Annotated in this window: 32 protein-coding genes; all 32 read left to right on the top strand. The window is 51.9% G+C overall.

Going from position 1 to position 20,442, the window contains the following annotated elements; all coding sequences use genetic code 11:
- Window positions 1–61 precede the first annotated feature (61 nt).
- Complete coding sequence (tuf, locus tag UM181_02045; protein ID WQC63416.1) at window positions 62–1,237, top strand: elongation factor Tu; 1,176 nt, start codon at window positions 62–64, stop codon at window positions 1,235–1,237.
- Window positions 1,238–1,388: 151 nt separating this feature from the next.
- A complete protein-coding gene (rpsJ, locus tag UM181_02040; protein ID WQC63415.1) occupies window positions 1,389–1,697 on the top strand; it encodes a 30S ribosomal protein S10 in 309 nt (102 codons plus the stop codon).
- Window positions 1,698–1,710: 13 nt separating this feature from the next.
- On the top strand, window positions 1,711–2,433 hold the full coding sequence (gene rplC / locus UM181_02035) for a 50S ribosomal protein L3 (GenBank protein ID WQC63414.1): 723 nt from the start codon (window positions 1,711–1,713) through the stop codon (window positions 2,431–2,433).
- Window positions 2,430–3,047 carry a 50S ribosomal protein L4 gene (gene rplD, locus UM181_02030; GenBank protein WQC63413.1) on the top strand — a complete coding sequence of 206 codons (618 nt, stop codon included), beginning with the start codon at window positions 2,430–2,432 and terminating at the stop codon, window positions 3,045–3,047. Before rplC ends, rplD begins: the two co-directional genes overlap by 4 nt.
- Window positions 3,044–3,340, top strand: a complete 297-nt coding sequence (locus tag UM181_02025) for a 50S ribosomal protein L23 (protein ID WQC63412.1) — start codon at window positions 3,044–3,046, stop codon at window positions 3,338–3,340. The genes rplD and UM181_02025 overlap by 4 nt, the downstream gene beginning before the upstream one ends.
- 150 nt (window positions 3,341–3,490) lie before the next feature.
- Window positions 3,491–4,333, top strand: coding sequence for a 50S ribosomal protein L2 (gene rplB, locus UM181_02020; GenBank protein ID WQC63411.1), 843 nt, complete (start codon window positions 3,491–3,493; stop codon window positions 4,331–4,333).
- Window positions 4,334–4,336: 3 nt separating this feature from the next.
- Complete coding sequence (gene rpsS / locus UM181_02015; protein WQC63410.1) at window positions 4,337–4,615, top strand: 30S ribosomal protein S19; 279 nt, start codon at window positions 4,337–4,339, stop codon at window positions 4,613–4,615.
- A 3-nt stretch (window positions 4,616–4,618) separates the two neighbouring features.
- Window positions 4,619–4,999 carry a 50S ribosomal protein L22 gene (rplV, locus tag UM181_02010; protein WQC63409.1) on the top strand — a complete coding sequence of 127 codons (381 nt, stop codon included), beginning with the start codon at window positions 4,619–4,621 and terminating at the stop codon, window positions 4,997–4,999.
- Window positions 4,999–5,706, top strand: a complete 708-nt coding sequence (gene rpsC / locus UM181_02005; GenBank protein ID WQC63408.1) for a 30S ribosomal protein S3 — start codon at window positions 4,999–5,001, stop codon at window positions 5,704–5,706. Before rplV ends, rpsC begins: the two co-directional genes overlap by 1 nt.
- 13 nt (window positions 5,707–5,719) lie before the next feature.
- Window positions 5,720–6,133 carry a 50S ribosomal protein L16 gene (gene rplP, locus UM181_02000; GenBank protein WQC63407.1) on the top strand — a complete coding sequence of 138 codons (414 nt, stop codon included), beginning with the start codon at window positions 5,720–5,722 and terminating at the stop codon, window positions 6,131–6,133.
- Between the two features lie 100 nt (window positions 6,134–6,233).
- Window positions 6,234–6,446, top strand: coding sequence for a 50S ribosomal protein L29 (rpmC, locus tag UM181_01995; GenBank protein WQC63406.1), 213 nt, complete (start codon window positions 6,234–6,236; stop codon window positions 6,444–6,446).
- Window positions 6,447–6,449: 3 nt separating this feature from the next.
- On the top strand, window positions 6,450–6,680 hold the full coding sequence (rpsQ, locus tag UM181_01990; GenBank protein WQC63405.1) for a 30S ribosomal protein S17: 231 nt from the start codon (window positions 6,450–6,452) through the stop codon (window positions 6,678–6,680).
- A gap of 73 nt (window positions 6,681–6,753) precedes the next feature.
- Window positions 6,754–7,122, top strand: a complete 369-nt coding sequence (gene rplN, locus UM181_01985) for a 50S ribosomal protein L14 (GenBank protein ID WQC63404.1) — start codon at window positions 6,754–6,756, stop codon at window positions 7,120–7,122.
- A complete protein-coding gene (gene rplX / locus UM181_01980; protein WQC63403.1) occupies window positions 7,122–7,433 on the top strand; it encodes a 50S ribosomal protein L24 in 312 nt (103 codons plus the stop codon). Before rplN ends, rplX begins: the two co-directional genes overlap by 1 nt.
- Window positions 7,426–7,989, top strand: coding sequence for a 50S ribosomal protein L5 (gene rplE / locus UM181_01975; protein ID WQC63402.1), 564 nt, complete (start codon window positions 7,426–7,428; stop codon window positions 7,987–7,989). Before rplX ends, rplE begins: the two co-directional genes overlap by 8 nt.
- Before the next feature lie 21 nt (window positions 7,990–8,010).
- Entirely contained in the window at window positions 8,011–8,316 is a 306-nt protein-coding gene (gene rpsN / locus UM181_01970; GenBank protein WQC63401.1) for a 30S ribosomal protein S14, read from the top strand.
- A gap of 12 nt (window positions 8,317–8,328) precedes the next feature.
- Window positions 8,329–8,721 carry a 30S ribosomal protein S8 gene (rpsH, locus tag UM181_01965; protein WQC63400.1) on the top strand — a complete coding sequence of 131 codons (393 nt, stop codon included), beginning with the start codon at window positions 8,329–8,331 and terminating at the stop codon, window positions 8,719–8,721.
- A gap of 11 nt (window positions 8,722–8,732) precedes the next feature.
- The gene (gene rplF, locus UM181_01960; protein ID WQC63399.1) at window positions 8,733–9,266 is read left to right on the top strand and encodes a 50S ribosomal protein L6; all 534 of its coding nucleotides are present in this window, start codon (window positions 8,733–8,735) and stop codon (window positions 9,264–9,266) included.
- Window positions 9,267–9,278: 12 nt separating this feature from the next.
- Complete coding sequence (gene rplR / locus UM181_01955) at window positions 9,279–9,638, top strand: 50S ribosomal protein L18 (GenBank protein ID WQC63398.1); 360 nt, start codon at window positions 9,279–9,281, stop codon at window positions 9,636–9,638.
- 12 nt (window positions 9,639–9,650) lie between these two features.
- Window positions 9,651–10,226, top strand: a complete 576-nt coding sequence (gene rpsE / locus UM181_01950; GenBank protein ID WQC63397.1) for a 30S ribosomal protein S5 — start codon at window positions 9,651–9,653, stop codon at window positions 10,224–10,226.
- An 11-nt stretch (window positions 10,227–10,237) separates the two neighbouring features.
- Entirely contained in the window at window positions 10,238–10,429 is a 192-nt protein-coding gene (rpmD, locus tag UM181_01945) for a 50S ribosomal protein L30 (GenBank protein ID WQC63396.1), read from the top strand.
- Between the two features lie 499 nt (window positions 10,430–10,928).
- Window positions 10,929–11,408: a 50S ribosomal protein L15 gene (rplO, locus tag UM181_01940; GenBank protein WQC63395.1), complete on the top strand. Its 480-nt coding sequence runs from the start codon at window positions 10,929–10,931 to the stop codon at window positions 11,406–11,408.
- A 110-nt stretch (window positions 11,409–11,518) separates the two neighbouring features.
- Entirely contained in the window at window positions 11,519–12,880 is a 1,362-nt protein-coding gene (secY, locus tag UM181_01935; protein WQC63394.1) for a preprotein translocase subunit SecY, read from the top strand.
- The gene (locus tag UM181_01930; protein ID WQC63393.1) at window positions 12,877–13,518 is read left to right on the top strand and encodes an adenylate kinase; all 642 of its coding nucleotides are present in this window, start codon (window positions 12,877–12,879) and stop codon (window positions 13,516–13,518) included. The genes secY and UM181_01930 overlap by 4 nt, the downstream gene beginning before the upstream one ends.
- A 193-nt stretch (window positions 13,519–13,711) precedes the next feature.
- Entirely contained in the window at window positions 13,712–14,080 is a 369-nt protein-coding gene (gene rpsM / locus UM181_01925; protein WQC63392.1) for a 30S ribosomal protein S13, read from the top strand.
- Between the two features lie 15 nt (window positions 14,081–14,095).
- A complete protein-coding gene (rpsK, locus tag UM181_01920) occupies window positions 14,096–14,488 on the top strand; it encodes a 30S ribosomal protein S11 (GenBank protein WQC63391.1) in 393 nt (130 codons plus the stop codon).
- A 113-nt stretch (window positions 14,489–14,601) separates the two neighbouring features.
- Complete coding sequence (locus tag UM181_01915) at window positions 14,602–15,618, top strand: DNA-directed RNA polymerase subunit alpha (protein ID WQC63390.1); 1,017 nt, start codon at window positions 14,602–14,604, stop codon at window positions 15,616–15,618.
- Between the two features lie 129 nt (window positions 15,619–15,747).
- Window positions 15,748–16,167, top strand: coding sequence for a 50S ribosomal protein L17 (rplQ, locus tag UM181_01910; protein WQC63389.1), 420 nt, complete (start codon window positions 15,748–15,750; stop codon window positions 16,165–16,167).
- Window positions 16,168–16,296: 129 nt separating this feature from the next.
- Window positions 16,297–17,685, top strand: coding sequence for a trypsin-like peptidase domain-containing protein (locus UM181_01905; GenBank protein ID WQC63388.1), 1,389 nt, complete (start codon window positions 16,297–16,299; stop codon window positions 17,683–17,685).
- The gene (locus UM181_01900; GenBank protein WQC63387.1) at window positions 17,682–18,992 is read left to right on the top strand and encodes a replication-associated recombination protein A; all 1,311 of its coding nucleotides are present in this window, start codon (window positions 17,682–17,684) and stop codon (window positions 18,990–18,992) included. Before UM181_01905 ends, UM181_01900 begins: the two co-directional genes overlap by 4 nt.
- 36 nt (window positions 18,993–19,028) lie before the next feature.
- Complete coding sequence (gene crcB / locus UM181_01895) at window positions 19,029–19,394, top strand: fluoride efflux transporter CrcB (protein ID WQC63386.1); 366 nt, start codon at window positions 19,029–19,031, stop codon at window positions 19,392–19,394.
- Entirely contained in the window at window positions 19,391–20,440 is a 1,050-nt protein-coding gene (locus UM181_01890) for an RluA family pseudouridine synthase (protein ID WQC63385.1), read from the top strand. The genes crcB and UM181_01890 overlap by 4 nt, the downstream gene beginning before the upstream one ends.
- Window positions 20,441–20,442: the final 2 nt, after the last annotated feature.

Genomic DNA, 20,442 nt, shown 5'->3' with positions numbered 1-20,442 from the left:
TGCTTAAGCAAAACTTTAGGGCCGAGAGCGGTCTTGTAAACTAACGAAAAAGGAGGCCACCATGGCAAAGGAAAAGTTTGAGCGTAGTAAGCCGCATTGCAACATCGGCACGATTGGTCACGTTGACCATGGTAAGACGACATTGACGGCTGCGATTACGAAGCAATTTGGCGAATTTCAGGATTATGATCAGATTGACGCTGCGCCGGAAGAAAAAGCCCGCGGGATCACGATTTCGACGGCGCATGTTGAATATGAAACTGAAAACCGGCATTACGCGCATGTGGATTGCCCCGGCCATGCTGATTATGTGAAAAACATGATCACGGGTGCGGCGCAGATGGATGGCGCGATTTTGGTTGTGAACGCGGCCGATGGCCCTATGCCGCAAACGCGCGAGCATATTTTGCTTGGCCGCCAGGTTGGTATCCCTTCGATGGTTGTTTTCCTGAACAAAGTTGACCAGGTGGATGACGAAGAGCTTCTTGAGCTGGTTGAAATGGAAGTGCGCGAGCTTCTCAGCACGTATGATTACCCAGGTGATGATATTCCGATTGTTGCCGGCTCTGCTTTGGCGGCGCTTGAGGGTCGCGATGCGAATATCGGTGAAGAGAAGATTTCTGAGCTGATGGCGGCTGTTGACAGCTATATCCCGCAGCCGGATCGCGCGATTGATCAGCCGTTCTTGATGCCGATCGAAGATGTGTTTTCAATCTCGGGCCGTGGTACGGTTGTGACCGGGCGGGTTGAGCGCGGTGTGATCAATGTGGGCGATGAGATTGAGATCGTTGGCATTCGTGACACGGGCAAAACCACCTGTACGGGTGTTGAAATGTTCCGTAAATTGCTGGATCGCGGTGAAGCTGGCGACAATATTGGTGCATTGCTGCGCGGTGTTGATCGTGAAGGCGTTGAGCGTGGACAGGTTCTGTGTAAGCCAAGCTCTGTGAAGCCGCATACAAAGTTTGAGGCTGAAGCCTATATTCTGACCAAGGAAGAGGGTGGCCGTCATACGCCGTTCTTTGCCAATTATCGCCCACAGTTTTATTTCCGTACGACGGATGTGACCGGGACGGTGAACCTGCCAGAGGGAACAGAGATGGTGATGCCCGGCGATAACTTGAAGTTCGAAGTGGAGCTGATTGCGCCAATCGCGATGGAAGATAAGCTGCGCTTTGCGATCCGCGAAGGTGGCCGCACCGTCGGCTCAGGCGTCGTGTCAAAAATTATCGAGTAAGAGTTGCTCGAGCTGGTAACAGGCCCGTCGGAATAGCGTCGGGCCTGAATTAAAATTGGCACTTACGCGGTGCCGTATGTGTTCGATGAAGGGGTTAGAATGACCTGGCCTCTTCCTCTCAACTCTAACGCCGAGAAAAAAGGCTAAGACTATGCAAAGCCAAAATATTCGCATCCGATTGAAAGCATTTGACTTTCGTGTTCTGGATGCAAGCACGCAGGAAATCGTGAACACGGCCAAGCGCACAGGCGCTTCTGTTCGTGGTCCTATTCCGCTGCCGAATAAAATCGAAAAATTTACCGTTCTGCGTGGTCCTCACGTGAATAAGAAATCACGCGATCAGTTCGAAATCCGTACTCATAAACGGCTTTTGGATATTGTTGACCCAACACCTCAGACCGTCGATGCTTTGATGAAGCTCGATCTTGCTGCCGGTGTTGACGTGCAGATTTCGGTTTAAGGAGGGCAAACGGATGCGCTCTGGAATTATAGCAAAAAAGATGGGTATGACTCGTCTTTTCATGGAAGACGGCAAGCAGATCCCTGTGACCGTTTTGCAAATGGATAACCTACAGGTTGTTGCGCAACGCACTTCTGAGTCAAACGGCTATACAGCTGTTCAGTTGGGCGCCGGATCGATCAAGGCCAAAAACGTATCGCAAGCGATGCGCGGTCATTTTGCTGTGGCAAAGGTTGAACCCAAGCGCAAAGTGGCAGAGTTTCGCGTTGCACCTGAGAATTTAATCGAAGTGGGCGCGGAAATCACCGCGGATCACTACGCGGCGGGTCAATATGTAGATGTGTCTGGCACATCTATCGGTAAAGGCTTTGCCGGCGCGATGAAGCGGCATAATTTTGGCGGCTTGCGTGCTTCGCATGGTGTGTCAATCAGCCACCGCTCGCACGGTTCTACGGGGCAGTGTCAGGGCCCAGGTAAAGTGTTCAAAGGTAAGAAAATGGCCGGTCATATGGGGGCCGCGAAAGTGACCACTCAAAATTTGCAGGTGGTTAAAACCGACGCGGATCGTGGACTGATCATGATCAAAGGCGCCGTACCTGGTTCTAAAGGGGGTTGGGTCACCGTTAAGGACGCCGTTAAGAAGCCTTTGCCAAGCGATGTGCCGTTTCCGGCAGCTTTGCGCAGTGCTGAGCAGCCTGTTGCTGAAGCGCCTGCCACCGAAGGAGGTGACGCATGAAACTGAACGTGATTAAACTGGATGGTGGCGCTGCGGGCAGCGTTGATCTGGGCGAAGAAATCTTCGGATTAGAGCCACGCGTTGATATTTTGCACCGCGTCGTGCGTTGGCAGCGTAACAATGCGCAGGCGGGCACGCATAAGGTGAAAACGCGGTCTGAGACCAGCTATTCAACCAAGAAGATCTACCGCCAAAAAGGCACGGGTGGCGCGCGTCATGGTGATCGCAACGCTCCGATTTTTCGCAAAGGCGGGATCTATAAAGGCCCAACGCCGCGTAGTCATGGCCATGACCTGCCTAAAAAGGTGCGTCAACTCGGCTTGAAACACGCTTTATCGGCGAAGGCTCGCGACGGGTCGTTGGTTATTTTAGATGCAGCCACATCCGACGGTAAAACGGCGGCTTTGGCCAAGCAGGTAAAAAATCTTGGCTGGAAGCGCGCCCTTATTATCGATGGTGCAAGCGTTGACGAGGCGTTTGCTTCAGCAGCGCGCAATATCACAGGCTTGGATATTCTGCCGACAGCTGGCGCGAATGTTTATGATATTTTGAAGCGCGATACTTTGGTTATCACCAAAGCAGGCGTCGAAGCTTTGGAGGCTCGGTTCAAATGAGCGTTAAACCTGAATTATATGACGTGATCCGCAAGCCGATTGTCACCGAAAAGGCAACAATGGCGTCCGAATCTGGCGCGGTTGTGTTTGAAGTGGCGATTGAATCAAATAAACCGCAAATCAAAGAAGCCGTCGAAAGCTTGTTTGGTGTGAAGGTGAAGGCGGTAAATACCACGATCACGAAAGGGAAGACCAAGCGGTTCCGGGGCAGCCCGGGTCGGCGCAAAGATGTCAAAAAAGCCTATGTGACGTTAGAGGATGGAAACACTATCGACGTCAGCACAGGTCTTTGATAGAAGGCAACGAATCGTAGCAGCTCCAAGCCTCGCTTGGGGCTGCGTCGTTTTAAGAACGGGATCTTTTTTTGGTCCAAATTTGGCCACCTTCGGGGGGCTTCACCATAGGCAGAGTATCTGCCGCTAAGCAAACGGAAGACAGAAAGCATGGCACTAAAGTCGTATAAACCGACGACGCCGGGCCAGCGCGGGCTGGTGCTGATCGACCGTTCGGAGCTTTGGAAAGGACGTCCGGTTAAATCTCTCACTGAGGGTTTGACTAAATCGGGCGGTCGGAACAATACCGGACGTATCACCTCGCGTCGTCGTGGCGGAGGCGCAAAGCGTCTCTATCGTATCGTAGATTTTCGCCGCAACAAATTGGATGTTGCCGCAACGGTCGAACGGATCGAATATGATCCCAACAGGACAGCCTTTATCGCATTGGTTAAATATGCCGATGGTGAGCAGGCGTATATCCTAGCGCCCCAGCGCCTCGCTGTGGGTGATCAGGTGATTGCCGCCGCCAAGGCGGATATCAAGCCTGGCAATGCAATGCCCTTCTCGGGTATGCCGATCGGTACCATCGTGCATAATATCGAATTGAAAGCTGGCAAGGGCGGTCAAATCGCGCGGGCGGCTGGAACTTATGCTCAGTTTGTTGGCCGCGACGGTGGATATGCACAAATCCGCTTAAGTTCGGGTGAGCTGCGCTTGGTTCGCCAGGAATGCATGGCCACCGTAGGCGCTGTGTCAAACCCCGATAACAGCAACCAAAATTTCGGTAAAGCGGGCCGCATGCGCCATAAAGGCGTACGTCCCTCTGTTCGCGGTGTTGTTATGAACCCAATCGATCACCCGCATGGTGGTGGTGAAGGGCGTACTTCAGGGGGGCGTCATCCGGTGACACCTTGGGGTAAACCGACAAAGGGTAAACGCACACGTAATAAAAACAAAGCGTCGCAAAAGCTGATTATCCGCTCGCGCCACGCCAAGAAGAAGGGGCGTTAAAAAATGTCTCGCTCTGTTTGGAAAGGTCCTTTCGTTGATTCCTATGTGCTTAAGAAAGCCGAGGCATCGCGCGCAAGTGGACGCAACGAAGTGATCAAGATCTGGTCTCGTCGTTCAACAATTTTGCCCCAATTCGTGGGTTTGACTTTCGGTGTATATAATGGCCGTAAGCACATCCCCGTGATGATATCTGAAGATATGATCGGTCAAAAATTTGGCGAATATTCGCCAACCCGGACCTATTACGGTCACGGTGCCGATAAAAAAGCGAAACGGAAGTAAGCCATGGGCCAAGATAAAAATCCCCGCCGCGTGGCTGAGAATGAAGCTATGGCAAAACTGCGTATGCTTCGAACTTCCCCGCAAAAGCTGAATTTGGTTGCAGGAATGATCCGCGGTCAAAAAGTTGGCAAAGCTCTGAATGATTTGACGTTCAGCAAAAAACGGATTGCGATTGATGTGCGTAAATGCCTTCAATCAGCGATAGCCAATGCTGAAAACAACCACAATTTAGATGTTGATGAATTGGTGATCGTTGAAGCCTATGTTGGTAAGAATATCACGTTGAAACGTGGTCGCCCACGGGCGCGAGGCCGGTTTGGACGGATTATCAAGCCGTTCTCAGAGCTCACCATCAAAGTGCGTCAAGTTGAGGAGCAAGCCTAATGGGACAGAAAATTAATCCAATTGGTATGCGCCTGCAGGTCAACCGGACTTGGGATAGCCGCTGGTACGCGGATACCAAAGATTACGGGAACTTGTTGCTTGAAGATCTGCGCATGCGCGAATTTATCAAGAAAGATTGTGCACAGGCCGGTGTGTCGCGTGTGATTATCGAACGCCCTCATAAAAAATGTCGGGTTACCGTGCATACCGCGCGCCCTGGGGTGATTATTGGCAAAAAAGGCGCTGATATTGAGACTCTGCGTAAGAAGCTGGCAGATATGACGGCATCTGAGTTGCATTTGAACATCGTTGAAGTACGCAAGCCTGAGCTTGATGCTCAATTGGTCGGCGAAAGCATTTCGCAGCAATTGGAGCGCCGGGTTTCTTTCCGCCGGGCCATGAAGCGGGCCGTGCAAAACGCTATGCGGATGGGCGCTTTGGGTATTCGTGTCAACGTCGCAGGTCGTTTGGGCGGAGCGGAAATCGCGCGGACCGAATGGTATCGTGAAGGCCGCGTGCCTCTGCATACTTTGCGCGCCGATATCGATTATGCGAATGTTGAAGCCGCAACCCCTTATGGGATTATTGGCATCAAAGTGTGGATCTTTAAAGGCGAGATTATGGAGCATGATCCGCAAGCCCGCGATCGCAAAGCACAAGAACTGCAAGACGGTCCAGCACCTCGTGGTGCCGGCGGTCGGCGCTAGGGAGGAGTAGACCATGCTGCAACCAAAACGCACAAAGTTCCGCAAAATGCATAAAGGGCGGATTCATGGCGAAGCCAAGGGCGGATCTGATCTGAACTTTGGCACCTACGGCTTGAAGGCCACTCAGCCTGAGCGCATCACTGCGCGCCAAATTGAAGCTGCGCGTCGTGCAATGACACGGCATATGAAACGTCAGGGCCGCGTTTGGATTCGTATTTTTCCAGACACACCTGTGACCTCAAAGCCAACCGAAGTTCGGATGGGTAAAGGGAAAGGCTCTGTTGATTTCTGGGCGGCCAAGGTAAAGCCCGGCCGGATCATGTTTGAGATTGACGGGGTCGATGATTCTGTGGCAAAGGAAGCGCTCCGATTGGCGGCGATGAAATTGCCTATTAAGACAAGAGTTGTCATCCGCGAAGATTGGTAATGTTAGCTGGCCCCTGTGTTTGCGGGGGCCTGTTATTTTGTCCACTAGAGCAAGGGTGACCCATTGGGGCCTTCTGGTGATGTAGAAAAGGAATAAGGCGATGGACGCCAATGAACTTCGAAATAAGACACCGGACCAGCTGCGTGATGAGCTGGCAGGTCTGAAAAAAGAGGCCTTTAACCTGCGCTTTCAGCAGGCGACAGGGCAGATTGAAAATACAGCCCGTATGCGCTCAGTTAAGCGCGACGCGGCTCGTGTTAAAACGATCTTGAACGAAAAAGCAGCCAATGCGGCCGCTGAGCAGGGAGCCTAAGCAATGCCCAAACGAATTTTACAAGGCGTTGTGACAAGTGACGCAAATCAACAAACGGTTACTGTGTCTGTTGAACGTCGTTTTAAGCACCCCGTTATGCAAAAGACGATCCGGAAATCAAAAAAGTACCGGGCGCATGATGAAAATAATACTTTTAAGGTCGGCGATGCGGTTCGGATTATCGAATGTGCACCAAAGTCCAAAACCAAACGCTGGGAGGTTCTGCAGGCGTAAGCCGAAAGACCTTTTAGTTTAATCGAAACCCTGGGGAACAGGTGAAAGCCCCCCACAGGTCGGGAGAAACCGAATGATCCAGATGCAAACCAATCTGGATGTAGCTGATAACTCCGGCGCACGCCGGGTACAGTGCATCAAAGTGTTGGGTGGTTCCAAGCGTAAATACGCATCCGTAGGCGACGTTATCGTCGTTTCGGTAAAGGAAGCCATCCCGCGCGGTCGAGTGAAAAAGGGCGATGTGCGTAAAGCCGTTGTCGTTAGAACCGCCAAAGAGGTCCGCCGTGAAGATGGCACCGCTATCCGATTTGACAGCAACGCTGCTGTGATTTTGAACAATAGCGGCGAGCCGATCGGTACGCGTATTTTTGGACCAGTGGTTCGTGAACTGCGCGCCAAAAGCTTCATGAAAATTATCTCACTTGCCCCGGAGGTGCTGTAATGGCTGCGAAACTTCGTAAGGGTGACAAAGTGATCGTTCTTGCCGGTAAAGATAAGGGCAAGGAAGGCACGATCGCTTCTGTCGATCCATCTGCCTCAAAGGCAATTGTTGAGGGGATCAATGTTTCGATCCGCCACACCAAGCAAACGCAAAACTCGCAGGGCGGACGTTTGCCCAAAGCGATGCCGATTGCGCTGTCTAACCTGTCTTTGATCGACGCCAATGGCAAAGCAACGCGCGTCGGTTTCAAAGTTGAAGACGGCAAAAAAATGCGCTTCGCCAAAACAACAGGAGACGTGATCGATGCTTGATACTGCTGATTACACCCCCCGTTTGCGCGCTTTGTATGATGAAAAAATCCGCGCCGCGATGAAAGAAGAATTTGCATATAAAAACGATATGCAAATCCCACGCCTTGACAAGATTGTTCTTAATATCGGTGCTGGTAAGGCAGCTGTTAAAGACAGTAAGAAAGCCAAATCTGCGCAAGCAGATCTGTCGACGATTGCTGGTCAGCAGGCGGTTATCACCAAGGCAAAGAAATCTATCGCGGGCTTCCGGGTGCGTGAAGAAATGCCAATGGGTGCGAAAGTCACGCTGCGCGGCGCGCGGATGTATGAATTTCTTGACCGGTTGATCACAATTGCGATGCCCCGTATCCGCGACTTTCGGGGCGTGTCTGCAAAAAGTTTTGATGGCCGCGGGAATTATGCGCTGGGAATTAAAGAACATATCGTTTTCCCAGAGATTAATTTCGATAAGGTTGATGAAAATTGGGGTTTTGACGTTGTCATCGCCACCACCGCAAATACCGACGCGGAAGCCAAGGCGCTGTTGAGCCATTTCAACATGCCCTTCAACAGCTGATCCGCGAAAAGGAGTTTAGACATGGCTAAGAAAGCAATGATCGAACGCGAAAAGAAACGTGCGCGCCTGGTGGCAAAATTTGCCGAAAAGCGGGCTGCGCTAAAAGAAATCGCGAATGATAACAATCTGCCAATGGAAGAGCGTTTCAAAGCGCGTTTGAAATTGGCGAAATTGCCCCGCAATAGCGCGGCAAACCGCATGCATAACCGCTGCGAATTGACCGGCCGTCCGCATGCGTATTATCGCAAGCTCAAAGTCAGCCGGATTATGCTGCGCGAGTTGGGTTCCAACGGGCAGCTGCCCGGCATGGTTAAGTCAAGCTGGTAAGGGAGAGATATTATGAATGATCCTATCGGCGATATGTTGACGAGAATCCGCAACGCTCAAATGCGCGGAAAATCTGTGGTGTCGACGCCTGCCTCGAAATTGCGTGCTTGGGTTTTGGATGTGCTGAAAGATGAGGGGTATATCCGCGGTTATGAAAGCATGACGGGCAGCGATGGCCATCCTGCGATTGAAATCAGCCTCAAATACTATGATGGTACGCCTGTTATTCGTGAATTGAAGCGGGTTTCAAAACCCGGTCGTCGCGTTTATCTGGGCGTGAAAGACATTCCTTCTGTCCGTCAGGGCTTGGGTGTGTCGATTGTCTCAACTCCGAAAGGGGTTATGTCGGATGCGGCTGCGCGCACTGCCAATGTTGGTGGTGAAGTGCTCTGCACAGTCTTCTAAGGGGGTCAGGGATGTCTCGTATTGGTAAAAAACCTGTCGAGCTACCATCGGGCGTAAGCGCGTCGGTATCTGGCCAGATGATCGAAGTGAAGGGTCCAAAAGGTACTCGCAGCTTCAAAGCGACTGACGATGTGACCATCGCAGTAAATGAAAACGCCGTTGCGGTTACCCCGCGTGGCAGCTCAAAGCGCGCGCTTCAGCAATGGGGTATGAGCCGTACAATGGTTCAAAACCTCGTGACGGGTGTGACAACCGGGTTCAAAAAAGAACTTGAAATCACGGGCGTTGGATATCGGGCACAGTTGCAGGGCAATGTTCTGAAGTTGAACCTTGGACTGTCGCATGATGTTGATTTTCAAATCCCAAGTGACGTAACTGTGACGGCGCCTAAGCCAACAGAGATCACTATCGAAGGTATTGATGAGCAACGTGTAGGCCAAGTGGCCGCTAACATCCGTGAATGGCGGAAACCAGAGCCCTACAAGGGCAAAGGGATCCGTTACAAAGGCGAATTTATCTTCCGCAAGGAAGGGAAGAAGAAGTAGGGACGCAAAATAATGGCAAGTAGCAAAAGACAACTGTTCTTGAAGCGCCGTCTGCGCGTTCGGAACAAACTTCGTAAGGTAAATGCAGGGCGCGTGCGCCTGTCGGTTTTCCGCAGCAATAAAAACATCAGCGTTCAACTGATCGATGATGTGAATGGTCGTACGTTGGCAGCTGCCTCGTCTTTAGAAAAAGACTTAGGCATCATTGGCAAAAACAACGTAGAGGCCTCTGCCAAAGTGGGCGCGGCAATTGCCGAGCGCGCAAAAGCAGCAGGCGTTGATAACTGCTATTTCGATCGCGGTGGACTTCTCTTTCATGGACGTGTCAAAGCTTTGGCTGACGCCGCCCGTGAAGGTGGACTTAAGTTTTAAGGAGACGAAGATATGGCTAGAGAACAAAACAACCGGGGCCGTCGCGATCGTGATGAAGCGCCTGAGTTCGCCGATCGTCTCGTTTCGATCAACCGGGTGTCAAAAACCGTTAAAGGTGGGAAACGCTTCGGCTTTGCCGCATTGGTGGTTGTTGGCGACCAAAAGGGCCGTGTGGGCTATGGTAAGGGGAAGGCAAAGGAAGTTCCTGAAGCCATCCGCAAAGCAACCGAGCAAGCCAAACGTCAGATGGTGCGTATTCCATTGCGCGAAGGCCGCACCTTGCATCACGACGTACAGGGCCGTCATGGCGCTGGTAAAGTTGTGATGCGCACCGCCGCAACGGGTACTGGTATCATTGCCGGTGGTCCTATGCGCGCCGTGTTTGAAATGCTTGGTGTACAGGATGTTGTTGCAAAATCAGTTGGATCGTCAAATCCATATAACATGATCCGTGCAACAATTGACGGTCTGGTGAATGAATCGAGCCCTCGTATGGTGGCGCAACGCCGCGGTAAGAAGGTTGCTGATATCCTGAAACGCGATGAGCCCGCGGCAGCAGCCGACGCGGTTGAAACCGCAGAAGCTTAAGGACCAGAAGAATGGCGAAAACAATTGTTGTAAAACAAACCGGGTCTCCGATCCGCCGCCCTGCAAAGCAGCGTCAGACGCTGATTGGCCTGGGCCTCAACAAAATGCACAAAACCCGTGAGCTGGAAGATACCCCGGCGGTGCGCGGTATGGTGAATAAAATCTCGCATATGGTTGAGATTATCGAAGAACGCGATAACTAAAGCGCGCCCTTCTAAAAGTGAAACTAAAAACGCCTCGGGATCTTCCCGGGGCGTTTTATTCTGTGGACATAGATATAAAGTGGCGGGTTTGGCGTATGCCGCGGTGTGCTTTTCTTGAGAGCGCTGCGACTCTGCTGATATTCGTTCGACCAACTTAACCGTCCAGTCAGATTGCACGACGCGCGTTTTTTCATTTGCCACGCGCTTGTGCCGTTCAAAGAAATTGGGCGCGTTAGACCCTTATTCAAGTTGCTCGCATGAACCATAGACTTTTGTTGGGCTTGGTTTGGCAGCGCCTAAATGGGGCGCTGCAGAGGCCTTTCAGGCGGCGAAAGGCTTCTTGGCAGCATGATTTAATTGCTGGGTGCTCTGGGGCTTGCATGAAGGAGGGTCTGAGTCTATACGCCTCCGGTGGCCTTTCGAGGGCACAGAATCAATTGCAACGCCGTGTTTGCCCCTTTGGTCGCTCGAAGGGCAGTTCCGGCAAAGGGGAAGCGACATGAAATTACACGAATTACACGATAATGAAGGCGCAACACGCAAGAAGAAACGTGTGGCGCGCGGTCCAGGATCTGGCAAGGGTAAAACTGCCGGACGTGGTATCAAAGGCCAGAAATCACGCTCAGGTGTGGCGATTAACGGGTATGAAGGCGGCCAGATGCCTTTGTATCAACGTTTGCCAAAGCGCGGCTTCAGCAAGCCGAACCGTAAGAAATTTGCCGTTGTAAACCTTGGTTTGATCCAGAAATTTATTGAAGCCGGTAAATTAGACGCGAAAGCGGATATGTCGGAAGATGCTTTGATCGCGTCTGGCTTGGTGCGCCGCAAATTGGACGGAATTCGCATTTTGTCAAAGGGCGAGCTGACCTCAAAAGTGGCGCTTACCGTGACAGGCGCGTCAAAATCTGCCATTGCAGCGGTTGAAAAAGCGGGTGGCAGCCTGACAATTGCAGCGCCAGTGGCCGCAACTAAAGAATAACATCTTGTTAAGCCGCTTAGGGCTGCTTACATAGAGGTTGAAGTTTTCCATAACGCCGCCAACGAGCCGGAAAACGCTCTTGGCGGCGTTTGCTATAAAGAGAGATAGAAATGGTATCCGCAGTAGAGCAAATGGCCGCAAACACCAGTTGGGCCGCCTTGGGTAAGGCGACCGATCTGCGGAACAGAATTCTATTTACTTTGGGCCTGTTGGTGGTTTACCGCCTTGGGACGTTTATTCCCGTTCCAGGTATTGATGGCGCCGCGTTGCGCGAATTTATGGAGCAGGCGCAGGGCGGCATCGGTGGCATGCTCACCATGTTCACGGGCGGCGCGCTTGGTCGGATGGGTATTTTTGCCCTTGGTATCATGCCTTATATTTCGGCCTCTATTATTGTTCAGCTGATGACTTCGATGGTGCCGCAGCTTGAGCAGCTTAAAAAAGAGGGCGAACAAGGCCGCAAGAAAATCAACCAATATACGCGTTACGGAACCGTTTTTCTCGCCACGTTGCAAGCCTATGGCTTGGCGGCCAGCTTGGAAGCGGGTGATTTGGTTACCGATCCTGGGATGTTTTTCCGCGTGTCTTGCTTGATCACGCTGGTGGGCGGTACGATGTTTTTGATGTGGCTGGGCGAACAAATCACAGCCCGTGGTATTGGCAATGGGATTTCGCTGATCATTTTCGTTGGCATCATTGCCGAAATTCCCTCTGCTTTGGCGCAATTCTTTGCGTCTGGGCGCTCTGGCGCGATCAGCCCAGCGGTTATTGTTGGTGTGATTGTGATGGTGATCGCGACAATCGCCTTCGTGGTGTTTATGGAGCGCGCTCTGCGCAAAATCATCATCCAATATCCGCGGCGCCAAGTTGGCATGAAGGTGATGGAAGGTCAGAATTCGCACCTGCCTGTAAAAGTGAACCCGGCCGGCGTGATCCCGGCGATCTTTGCCAGTTCATTGCTGCTTTTGCCCACCACTGTCAGTACGTTTTCGGGGTCGCAAACCGGCCCGGTTATGTCGACCATTTTGGCATATTTCGGCCCCGGCCAGCCACTCTATCTGGCCTTTTTCACAGCTATGATCGTGTTTTTTGCGTATTTCTACACGTTCAATGTGTCCTTCAAGCCGGACGATGTGGCCGATAATCTAAAGAACCAGAACGGCTTTATTCCCGGTATTCGCCCAGGGCAAAAAACGGCTGAGCATCTTGAATATGTGGTGAACCGCGTGCTGGTCTTGGGGTCAGCTTATCTTGCAGCGGTGTGCCTTTTACCTGAGATTCTGCGCGGCCAACTTGCCATTCCGTTTTATTTTGGTGGCACCTCGGTTTTGATCGTGGTGTCGGTGACAATGGATACGATTCAGCAAGTTCAATCGCATTTGCTTGCTCATCAGTATGAAAGCCTTATCCAGAAATCGCAATTGCGTGGTAAAGGAAAGGCGCGTCGGAAAAAAGGACCTGCACGTCGATGAATATTATTCTGTTAGGCCCGCCCGGCGCCGGAAAAGGAACGCAGGCGCGACATCTCGTTGACACCCGTGACATGGTACAGCTGTCGACTGGTGATATGTTGCGCGATGCCAAAAGCAGTGGCAGCGAGATGGGCCTAAAAGTGGCAGAGGTGATGGCGCGCGGGGATTTGGTCACGGATGACATTGTGATCGGTTTGATCCGTGAAAAACTGTCAGAGGCAAATGCCGGCGGTTTTATTTTTGACGGATTTCCCCGGACGTTGGGGCAGGCGGTGGCGCTGGATGTCCTATTGAAAGAATGTGGCCAATCATTAGCATCGGTTATCGAGATGAAAGTGGATGATGCGGCTCTTGTGGCGCGTATCACGGGGCGCTCCACATGCGCGTCCTGCGGTGAAGTGTATCACGACATCACCAAACCTCAGCCTGCCGATGGAAAATGTGTCAATTGTGGCGGCACCGAGTTTAGCCGCCGCGCGGATGATAACGCGGAAAGCCTGCGTCAACGTTTGATGGAATATTACAAGAAGACATCGCCTCTTCTTGGATATTATTTTGCCCATGATAAGCTTGTATCGGTGGATGGTCTTGCCAGCATTGATAAGGTGCAATCTGAAATCGCCAACATCTTGAATTGATCAAAGGTTTGGGCTTGACGGGGTCTTTGAATCCTCTTAATGGCTGATACTTCTGAACTGAACGAGTTTTGCAGATAAACGTTTCTATGTGCAAGATTACCTGAGACAGCTTCGATCCCGGCCAAGGTGGGTGATCGGACGTTGTGAAAAAAGGTTCCGGGATTACGGAACCGCAACGAAAAGGAAATATAACGTGGCACGTATCGCCGGCGTAAACATCCCGACGCATAAGCGGGTTCCAGTCGCCCTTACCTATATCACCGGAATTGGCCTATCTTCGGCCAAAGCCATTTGCGAAGCCGTCAAGATTGATGAAACGCGTCGCGTAAATGAATTAAGCGATTCCGAAGTACTGTCAGTGCGCGAGCATATTGACGCCAATTATTCGGTTGAAGGCGATCTGCGCCGCGAAACACAGATGAACATCAAACGTTTGATGGATCTTGGTTGTTATCGTGGCCTACGCCATCGTCGTAACCTGCCGGTTCGTGGACAGCGTACGCATACCAATGCACGCACCCGGAAGGGCCCTGCCAAAGCCATCGCTGGCAAGAAGAAATAGGAAAGGGCACAGATTATGGCACGAGATACTCGCCGTGCAGGCAAGAAGAAGGTTTCCAAGAATATCGCAGCCGGTGTTGCGCATGTGAACTCTTCATTTAACAATACTAAAATCCTCATTTCTGACGTGCAAGGCAACGCGATCGCGTGGTCTTCGGCTGGTACGATGGGCTTTAAAGGTTCGCGCAAGTCAACACCATATGCAGCGCAGATGGCCGCTGAAGATGCAGGGCGCAAAGCACAGGATCATGGCGTGAAAACGCTTGAGGTCGAAGTGCAAGGGCCCGGCTCTGGCAGAGAAAGCGCGTTGCGTGCTTTGGCCGCCGTTGGGTTTAACATCACATCCATTCGCGATGTGACACCGATGGCCCATAACGGCTGTCGCCCACCAAAGCGCCGCCGGGTATAAACCCGCGCTACGTTTGAAAGAGGGGTGCCCGCAGGCAGCCCTCTCTTCGTGATTTTAACCTCGGGCGCGACTGGCTATTTGGTCATGGGGCAGTTGCAAGAATGGAGGGACGCATGATCCATAAAAATTGGGCTGAATTAATCAAACCCGCACAATTAGAGATTAAACCAGGAAACGATCCGGCGCGCGTGGCCACAGTGGTTGCAGAACCATTGGAACGCGGTTTTGGATTGACATTGGGCAACGCGTTGCGCCGTGTTTTGATGAGCTCGCTGCAAGGTGCTGCGATTTCAAGCGTACAAATCGATAACGTGCTGCATGAGTTTTCTTCGGTTGCCGGTGTGCGCGAAGACGTAACCGATATCGTGTTGAACCTCAAAGGCGTGGCCTTGAAGATGGAAGTTGAAGGGCCCAAGCGCCTGTCGATCAGTGCAAAAGGCCCCGGTGTAGTCACCGCTGCCGATATTTCTGACAGCGCAGGTATCGAAATCTTGAACAAGTCGCATGTGATCTGTCATTTAGATGATGGGGCAGACTTGTTTATGGAGCTGACGGTGAACACCGGCAAAGGCTATGTCTCTGCCGATAAAAATAAAATGGAAGATGCACCGATCGGCCTTATCCCTATCGATGCGATTTATTCGCCGATCAAAAAAGTATCATATGATGTGCAGCCAACCCGTGAGGGCCAAGTGCTTGATTATGATAAATTGACCTTAAAAGTTGAAACAGATGGCTCTTTGACGCCGGATGATGCGGTGGCCTATGCTGCGCGTATTATGCAGGATCAATTGTCGATCTTTGTGAATTTTGATGAACCAGAATCCGCAGGTCGCAATGAAGATGAAGACAGTCTCGAGTTTAACCCGCTGCTGTTGAAGAAAGTGGATGAGCTTGAATTGTCGGTGCGCTCGGCAAATTGCTTGAAAAATGATAACATCGTTTACATCGGTGATCTGATCCAGAAGACGGAAGCCGAGATGTTGCGGACGCCTAATTTCGGCCGCAAATCGCTGAACGAGATCAAAGAAGTGCTGTCTGGTATGGGCTTGCATCTTGGGATGGATGTCGAAGATTGGCCACCGGATAATATCGAAGATCTGGCAAAGAAATTCGAAGATAATTTTTAAGAATAGGGCGGGTGTCGCGCCCGCCCTTTTAAATGCCCGCTTTGTGCGGGGAAAATAGGGCATCTGCCCCAAGGAGAGTGGCTGACACGCATCGGCTGCCAGACAAAGCAAAAATATAGGAGATGAAACATGCGTCATGCAAAAGGTTACCGCCGGTTAAACCGGACTCACGAACACCGTAAAGCGCTTTGGGCGAATATGGCAGGATCGCTTATTGAACATGAGCAGATCAAAACCACGGTTCCAAAAGCTAAAGAACTGCGTCCGATCGTTGAAAAATTGATCACATTGGGCAAACGGGGTGATCTGCACGCGCGCCGTCAAGCTGCCGCGCAATTGAAAGAAGACCAATATGTCACCAAGCTTTTTGATATTTTAGGCCCGCGCTACAAAGAGCGCCAAGGCGGCTATGTTCGGATTATGAAAGCTGGCTTTCGCTATGGCGATATGGCCCCAATGGCAATTATCGAATTTGTAGATCGTGATGTCGATGCAAAAGGCGCGGCGGACAAAGCCCGCGGTGCCGCCGAGGAAGCCGCTCAGGACTAAACGTCGCGCGATTGAGAACATGAATTGCCCCCGTCTATTGGCCGGGGGTTTTTGTTTTTCAGAAGATATCTTGTAAATTCCTTGGCGCTTGCGCATATCTTCAGGGCCGGCTGTTTAAAAGGTTCAAAAATGCGTTTTGCGATTTTACTTTGGCTCTTTGCGATCGGGGTTGCGCTGCCCCTGACTGCGGGTGACAGGGTGCCTCAATCGCGTGCAGACATGACCTTTAGCTTTGTGCCATTGGTGAAATCTGCCGCGCCGGCTGTGGTGAATATTTATGCGCAGCGTCAGGTGGATAGGCGCGCGCACAGCCCGTTTGCAGATGATCCCTTTTTTGGCAATTTTTTTCAAAACTTTGGTGCGCAGCGGCCTCGAATTGAAAACTCCTTGGGATCTGGTGTGTTGGTGTCGAGCGATGGTTTGATCGTATCGAATTATCACGTTGTGGCCCAAGCAACTTCAATCCGCGTGGTTTTGCAGGACCGGCGTGAATATCAGGCGCAGGTTTTGTTAAGCGACGAAGGCGCGGATTTGGCCGTTTTGCAATTGCTTGCAGCGCCAGTTTTGCCGTTTTTGACGCTGCGAGAAAGTGAAACGGTTGAGGTTGGTGAATTGGCGCTGGCGATTGGAAATCCGTTCGGCGTGGGCCAAACAGTCAGCAGTGGGATTATTTCTGGATTGGCACGCTCGGGCGCAGCCATTGGCAATCAGCGCGGTTATTTTATTCAAACAGATGCGCCCATTAATCCAGGAAACTCTGGTGGAGCCTTGGTTGATATGCAGGGGCGTCTCATCGGCATTAACACCTCGATACTAACGCGCTCAGGTGGTTCAAACGGTATCGGCTTTGCAATCCCGGCCAGTTTGGTTGAACAATTTGTGGCGCAAGCACGAGCTGGCGCGTCATCGTTTCAGCGGCCTTGGGCGGGATTAAAGGCCCAAACACTCACCTCAGATATCAGCGATACGCTTGGCTTGCGCCCCTATGAAGGTATTTTACTGACCGAGTTACATCCGCAAAGCCCATTTCGCGCAGCCGGGTTTCAGATTGGTGATATTGTCAAGGGTGTGAATGGTGCTGCAGTGACCACACCAGAAGAGATGCTTTATCGATTGTCCGTAACAGGCTTGGGCGCATTTGCTGAAATAACGCGCCTACGCGACGGTCGTGCCCGTGTGATCACGGTTGAATTATCCGCCGCGCCAAATATCCCGCCAGCGATTGAAACTGTGTTGTCTGGAAACAGTATTTTGTCAGGGCTTAGAATCAGCACGATAAATCCTGCTATTCAAGAGCGTTATAAATTAAGCTGGACCAGCTTTGGCTTTGTTATTTTAGACACTGGGCCATTGGGCGCGCGGATTGGATTGCGGGTTGGTGATGTGATCCTTGCGGTGAACGGAGAGCCGCTGGAACAGCTTCAAGATATTGACCGAAGATTAAGAGCGACCAATGGCCGGGGTGAAATCGCTGTTCTGCGCGGAGCGCGGCGCTTGGCGTTGCGGTTTCGGTTATGAGCGACCTTTTTTCCAGCGATGCAGATGCGGCGCAGGGGCCGGTTCCTTTGGCTGAGCGATTACGCCCAAAAACCGTTGATGAGGTGATTGGGCAGGCGCAGTTATTGGCGCCGGATGCACCCTTGGGGGCGATGCTTGCCTCCGGACAGTTGACGTCGTTAATTTTCTGGGGGCCGCCTGGCGTGGGAAAAACCACATTAGCCCGGTTGTTGGCCGATCATACGGATCTTTTCTTTGAACAAATCAGCGCGATTTTTTCGGGCGTTGCAGATTTGAAAAAATGTTTTGAAGCGGCGCGTTTGCGGCATAAAAATGGTCGCGGAACTTTATTATTTGTGGATGAGATCCATCGGTTTAACCGCGCGCAGCAAGATGGGTTTTTACCCTATATTGAAGATGGCTCAATTTTATTGGTGGGGGCCAGTACCGAGAACCCGTCGTTTGAGCTGAACGCAGCGCTTTTATCGCGCGCGCAAGTGTTGGTGCTGACGCGCTTGGCGGATTCTGATCTGATGCAATTGATGGTGCGGGCTGAGGCGGTTTTGAACCGTGACTTGCCTTTAACCTTTGAGGCGAAAGAGTTGTTGATTACGATGGCCGATGGGGATGGCCGGATGTTGTTAAACTTGGTCGAACAAACGTTGTCATGGCCGGATGCGGCGCAGGTCAGCGCAGAAGGTTTGGCAAAGCGTCTTAGCCGCCGCGCTTCGCAATATGATAAATCGGGCGATGGCCATTATAATTTGATTTCGGCTTTGCACAAATCCGTGCGCGGCTCTGATCTGGATGCGGCGTTATATTGGCTGGCACGCATGCTCGAGGGGGGCGAGGACCCACGTTATCTGGGGCGGCGCATATTGCGAATGGCGATCGAAGATATTGGTTTGGCAGATCCGGATGCGCAACGGATCTGCCTTGAGGCCTGGCAAAGTTACGAGCGATTGGGCAGCCCGGAAGGTGAGCTGGCGCTTGCGCAAGCGGTGGCTTATCTGGCGTTGGCGCCTAAATCGAACGCGATTTATAGCGCTTATAAAGCCGCCCGCCGCGCCGCCTCGCGCGGCGGATCGCTGCCCCCTCCAAAGCATATTTTGAACGCCCCGACGGGGTTGATGAAAGATCAAGGCTATGGCGCCGAGTATGCTTATGATCATGACGCTCCTGATGGGTTCTCTGGGCAGGATTATTTTCCAGAAGGATTTGGACGGCTGCGGTTTTATGAACCGGTTGAGCGGGGGTTTGAACGCGATCTGATAAAGCGTATTGCTTATTTTGATAAATTAAGAGCGCGTCGGCGTGATGATCGGTGATCCGGCTTTGGCTTGACATTGGCGCGAGCAGAGCGGATGAGCACGGCTATGGTTTATCTTCTTGTGGCTTGTGGCGGCGGCATTGGCGCGCTTTTGCGTTTTTGTTTGGTGCAGATGGTGGCGTTTCCCTATGGCACGCTGAGCGTAAACGTGATCGGATCGTTCTTGATGGGGCTGGCCTTTTCCTATTTCGCCGGTCGGTTGAGTGAGATCGCACCCCTGTTTTTGATGGCGGGCATTTTTGGAGGCTTCACCACGTTTTCCGCGTTTTCGTTGGATTTGCTGAAGCTTTTGGATATGGGGCGGTTCGGATTTGCGCTTGCCTATCTATGTGGCAGCGTTCTAGGCGCTTTGGCGGCAGTTTTTCTTGGGTTTATAGCAATGCGAGCGGTATCGGCATGAGCGGAGTACAAAAACTAACGGTTGAGGAAGACAGCGTTGATCAAAGGTTAGATCGCTGGTTGCGCCATTGCTTTCCGCAATTGGGGCAAGCACGCATCGAACAGATGTGCCGAAAAGGGGAGCTGCGCGTTGATGGTAAGCGCTGCAAAGCCTCGACGCGTATCGCGGCCGGCCAAGAGATCCGCATCCCTCCCCTAACCGATAGTGATTTGAAGCCAAGGGCCGTGGTTGCGCGCGGCGTGAGCCCGCAAGATGCTCGGATGATACAAAATGCTGTTCTGTATAAAGATGATCATATCATCGTTTTGAACAAACCACCGGGGCTGGCCACGCAAGGGGGAAGCAAACAAACTCGCCACGTGGATGGGTTGGCCGATGCGTTGCGCTTTGGCCATGATGAGAAGCCACGCTTGGTGCATCGCTTAGATAAGGATACCTCGGGCATTTTGGTTCTGGCGCGTCATCGCGCGGCTGCCAGCGCGTTAACGGAAGCGTTTCGACATCGTGAGACGCGTAAAATTTACTGGGCGGCAGTGGCCGGGGTGCCTGCGCCCAAATCGGGCACTATCAAATATGGATTGGTGAAATCTATGGGTCATGGCGCCAAAGGTGCGGGCGAAAAAATGCACTGTGTTCATCCACGTGATGTGGCTTCTGTTGAGGGCGCGAAACGCGCTTTAACCGATTATCGTGTCCTCAGTGCTTTGGCCAAACGCGGCGCATGGGTGGCTTTGGCACCAATCACCGGCCGCACGCATCAATTGCGCGCGCATATGGCGGAAATCGGCCATCCCATTATTGGCGATGGAAAATATGGAGGATCTAGCCAGGATAATTTAGGCGATGGCTGGGGTGCTCAATTGGGCGGCGATATCAGCCGTAAGCTGCATCTGCACGCGCGCTTTTTGCGCATTGAACACCCTGTTCATAAAAAACCAATCAGTTTTACGGCTGAGTTAAGCGAACATATGCAGCGCACGTGGGATACGTTTCAATGGGACACGCATGATATCGAAGACGATCCGTTTGAAGATTTTGTGGGGTAGGG

Source organism: Alphaproteobacteria bacterium US3C007 (assembly GCA_034423775.1).
Taxonomy (GTDB): Bacteria; Pseudomonadota; Alphaproteobacteria; order Rhodobacterales; family Rhodobacteraceae; genus Thalassovivens; species Thalassovivens spotae.
The sequence above is the reverse complement of the archived record's forward strand: the minus strand, read 5'-3'. Positions and strand labels throughout refer to the sequence as shown.

What these genes read in the sequence shown, in the direction of transcription:
- rplE (WQC63402.1), top strand. Translation starts at nt 7,426, where the DNA reads ATGCTTGATACTGCTGATTACACCCCCCGTTTGCGCGCTTTGTATGAT.
- rpmD (WQC63396.1), top strand. Translation starts at nt 10,238, where the DNA reads ATGGCGAAAACAATTGTTGTAAAACAAACCGGGTCTCCGATCCGCCGC.
- UM181_01900 (WQC63387.1), top strand. Translation starts at nt 17,682, where the DNA reads ATGAGCGACCTTTTTTCCAGCGATGCAGATGCGGCGCAGGGGCCGGTT.
- crcB (WQC63386.1), top strand. Translation starts at nt 19,029, where the DNA reads ATGAGCACGGCTATGGTTTATCTTCTTGTGGCTTGTGGCGGCGGCATT.
- rplX (WQC63403.1), top strand. Translation starts at nt 7,122, where the DNA reads ATGGCTGCGAAACTTCGTAAGGGTGACAAAGTGATCGTTCTTGCCGGT.
- rpsQ (WQC63405.1), top strand. Translation starts at nt 6,450, where the DNA reads ATGCCCAAACGAATTTTACAAGGCGTTGTGACAAGTGACGCAAATCAA.
- rpsH (WQC63400.1), top strand. Translation starts at nt 8,329, where the DNA reads ATGAATGATCCTATCGGCGATATGTTGACGAGAATCCGCAACGCTCAA.
- rplB (WQC63411.1), top strand. Translation starts at nt 3,491, where the DNA reads ATGGCACTAAAGTCGTATAAACCGACGACGCCGGGCCAGCGCGGGCTG.
- rplN (WQC63404.1), top strand. Translation starts at nt 6,754, where the DNA reads ATGATCCAGATGCAAACCAATCTGGATGTAGCTGATAACTCCGGCGCA.
- rpsS (WQC63410.1), top strand. Translation starts at nt 4,337, where the DNA reads ATGTCTCGCTCTGTTTGGAAAGGTCCTTTCGTTGATTCCTATGTGCTT.
- rplR (WQC63398.1), top strand. Translation starts at nt 9,279, where the DNA reads ATGGCAAGTAGCAAAAGACAACTGTTCTTGAAGCGCCGTCTGCGCGTT.
- UM181_01890 (WQC63385.1), top strand. Translation starts at nt 19,391, where the DNA reads ATGAGCGGAGTACAAAAACTAACGGTTGAGGAAGACAGCGTTGATCAA.
- rpmC (WQC63406.1), top strand. Translation starts at nt 6,234, where the DNA reads ATGGACGCCAATGAACTTCGAAATAAGACACCGGACCAGCTGCGTGAT.
- secY (WQC63394.1), top strand. Translation starts at nt 11,519, where the DNA reads ATGGTATCCGCAGTAGAGCAAATGGCCGCAAACACCAGTTGGGCCGCC.
- UM181_01905 (WQC63388.1), top strand. Translation starts at nt 16,297, where the DNA reads ATGCGTTTTGCGATTTTACTTTGGCTCTTTGCGATCGGGGTTGCGCTG.
- rplQ (WQC63389.1), top strand. Translation starts at nt 15,748, where the DNA reads ATGCGTCATGCAAAAGGTTACCGCCGGTTAAACCGGACTCACGAACAC.
- rpsJ (WQC63415.1), top strand. Translation starts at nt 1,389, where the DNA reads ATGCAAAGCCAAAATATTCGCATCCGATTGAAAGCATTTGACTTTCGT.
- UM181_01915 (WQC63390.1), top strand. Translation starts at nt 14,602, where the DNA reads ATGATCCATAAAAATTGGGCTGAATTAATCAAACCCGCACAATTAGAG.
- UM181_01930 (WQC63393.1), top strand. Translation starts at nt 12,877, where the DNA reads ATGAATATTATTCTGTTAGGCCCGCCCGGCGCCGGAAAAGGAACGCAG.
- rplC (WQC63414.1), top strand. Translation starts at nt 1,711, where the DNA reads ATGCGCTCTGGAATTATAGCAAAAAAGATGGGTATGACTCGTCTTTTC.
- rpsC (WQC63408.1), top strand. Translation starts at nt 4,999, where the DNA reads ATGGGACAGAAAATTAATCCAATTGGTATGCGCCTGCAGGTCAACCGG.
- rplD (WQC63413.1), top strand. Translation starts at nt 2,430, where the DNA reads ATGAAACTGAACGTGATTAAACTGGATGGTGGCGCTGCGGGCAGCGTT.
- UM181_02025 (WQC63412.1), top strand. Translation starts at nt 3,044, where the DNA reads ATGAGCGTTAAACCTGAATTATATGACGTGATCCGCAAGCCGATTGTC.
- rplP (WQC63407.1), top strand. Translation starts at nt 5,720, where the DNA reads ATGCTGCAACCAAAACGCACAAAGTTCCGCAAAATGCATAAAGGGCGG.
- rpsN (WQC63401.1), top strand. Translation starts at nt 8,011, where the DNA reads ATGGCTAAGAAAGCAATGATCGAACGCGAAAAGAAACGTGCGCGCCTG.
- rplF (WQC63399.1), top strand. Translation starts at nt 8,733, where the DNA reads ATGTCTCGTATTGGTAAAAAACCTGTCGAGCTACCATCGGGCGTAAGC.
- rplV (WQC63409.1), top strand. Translation starts at nt 4,619, where the DNA reads ATGGGCCAAGATAAAAATCCCCGCCGCGTGGCTGAGAATGAAGCTATG.
- rplO (WQC63395.1), top strand. Translation starts at nt 10,929, where the DNA reads ATGAAATTACACGAATTACACGATAATGAAGGCGCAACACGCAAGAAG.
- rpsK (WQC63391.1), top strand. Translation starts at nt 14,096, where the DNA reads ATGGCACGAGATACTCGCCGTGCAGGCAAGAAGAAGGTTTCCAAGAAT.
- tuf (WQC63416.1), top strand. Translation starts at nt 62, where the DNA reads ATGGCAAAGGAAAAGTTTGAGCGTAGTAAGCCGCATTGCAACATCGGC.
- rpsE (WQC63397.1), top strand. Translation starts at nt 9,651, where the DNA reads ATGGCTAGAGAACAAAACAACCGGGGCCGTCGCGATCGTGATGAAGCG.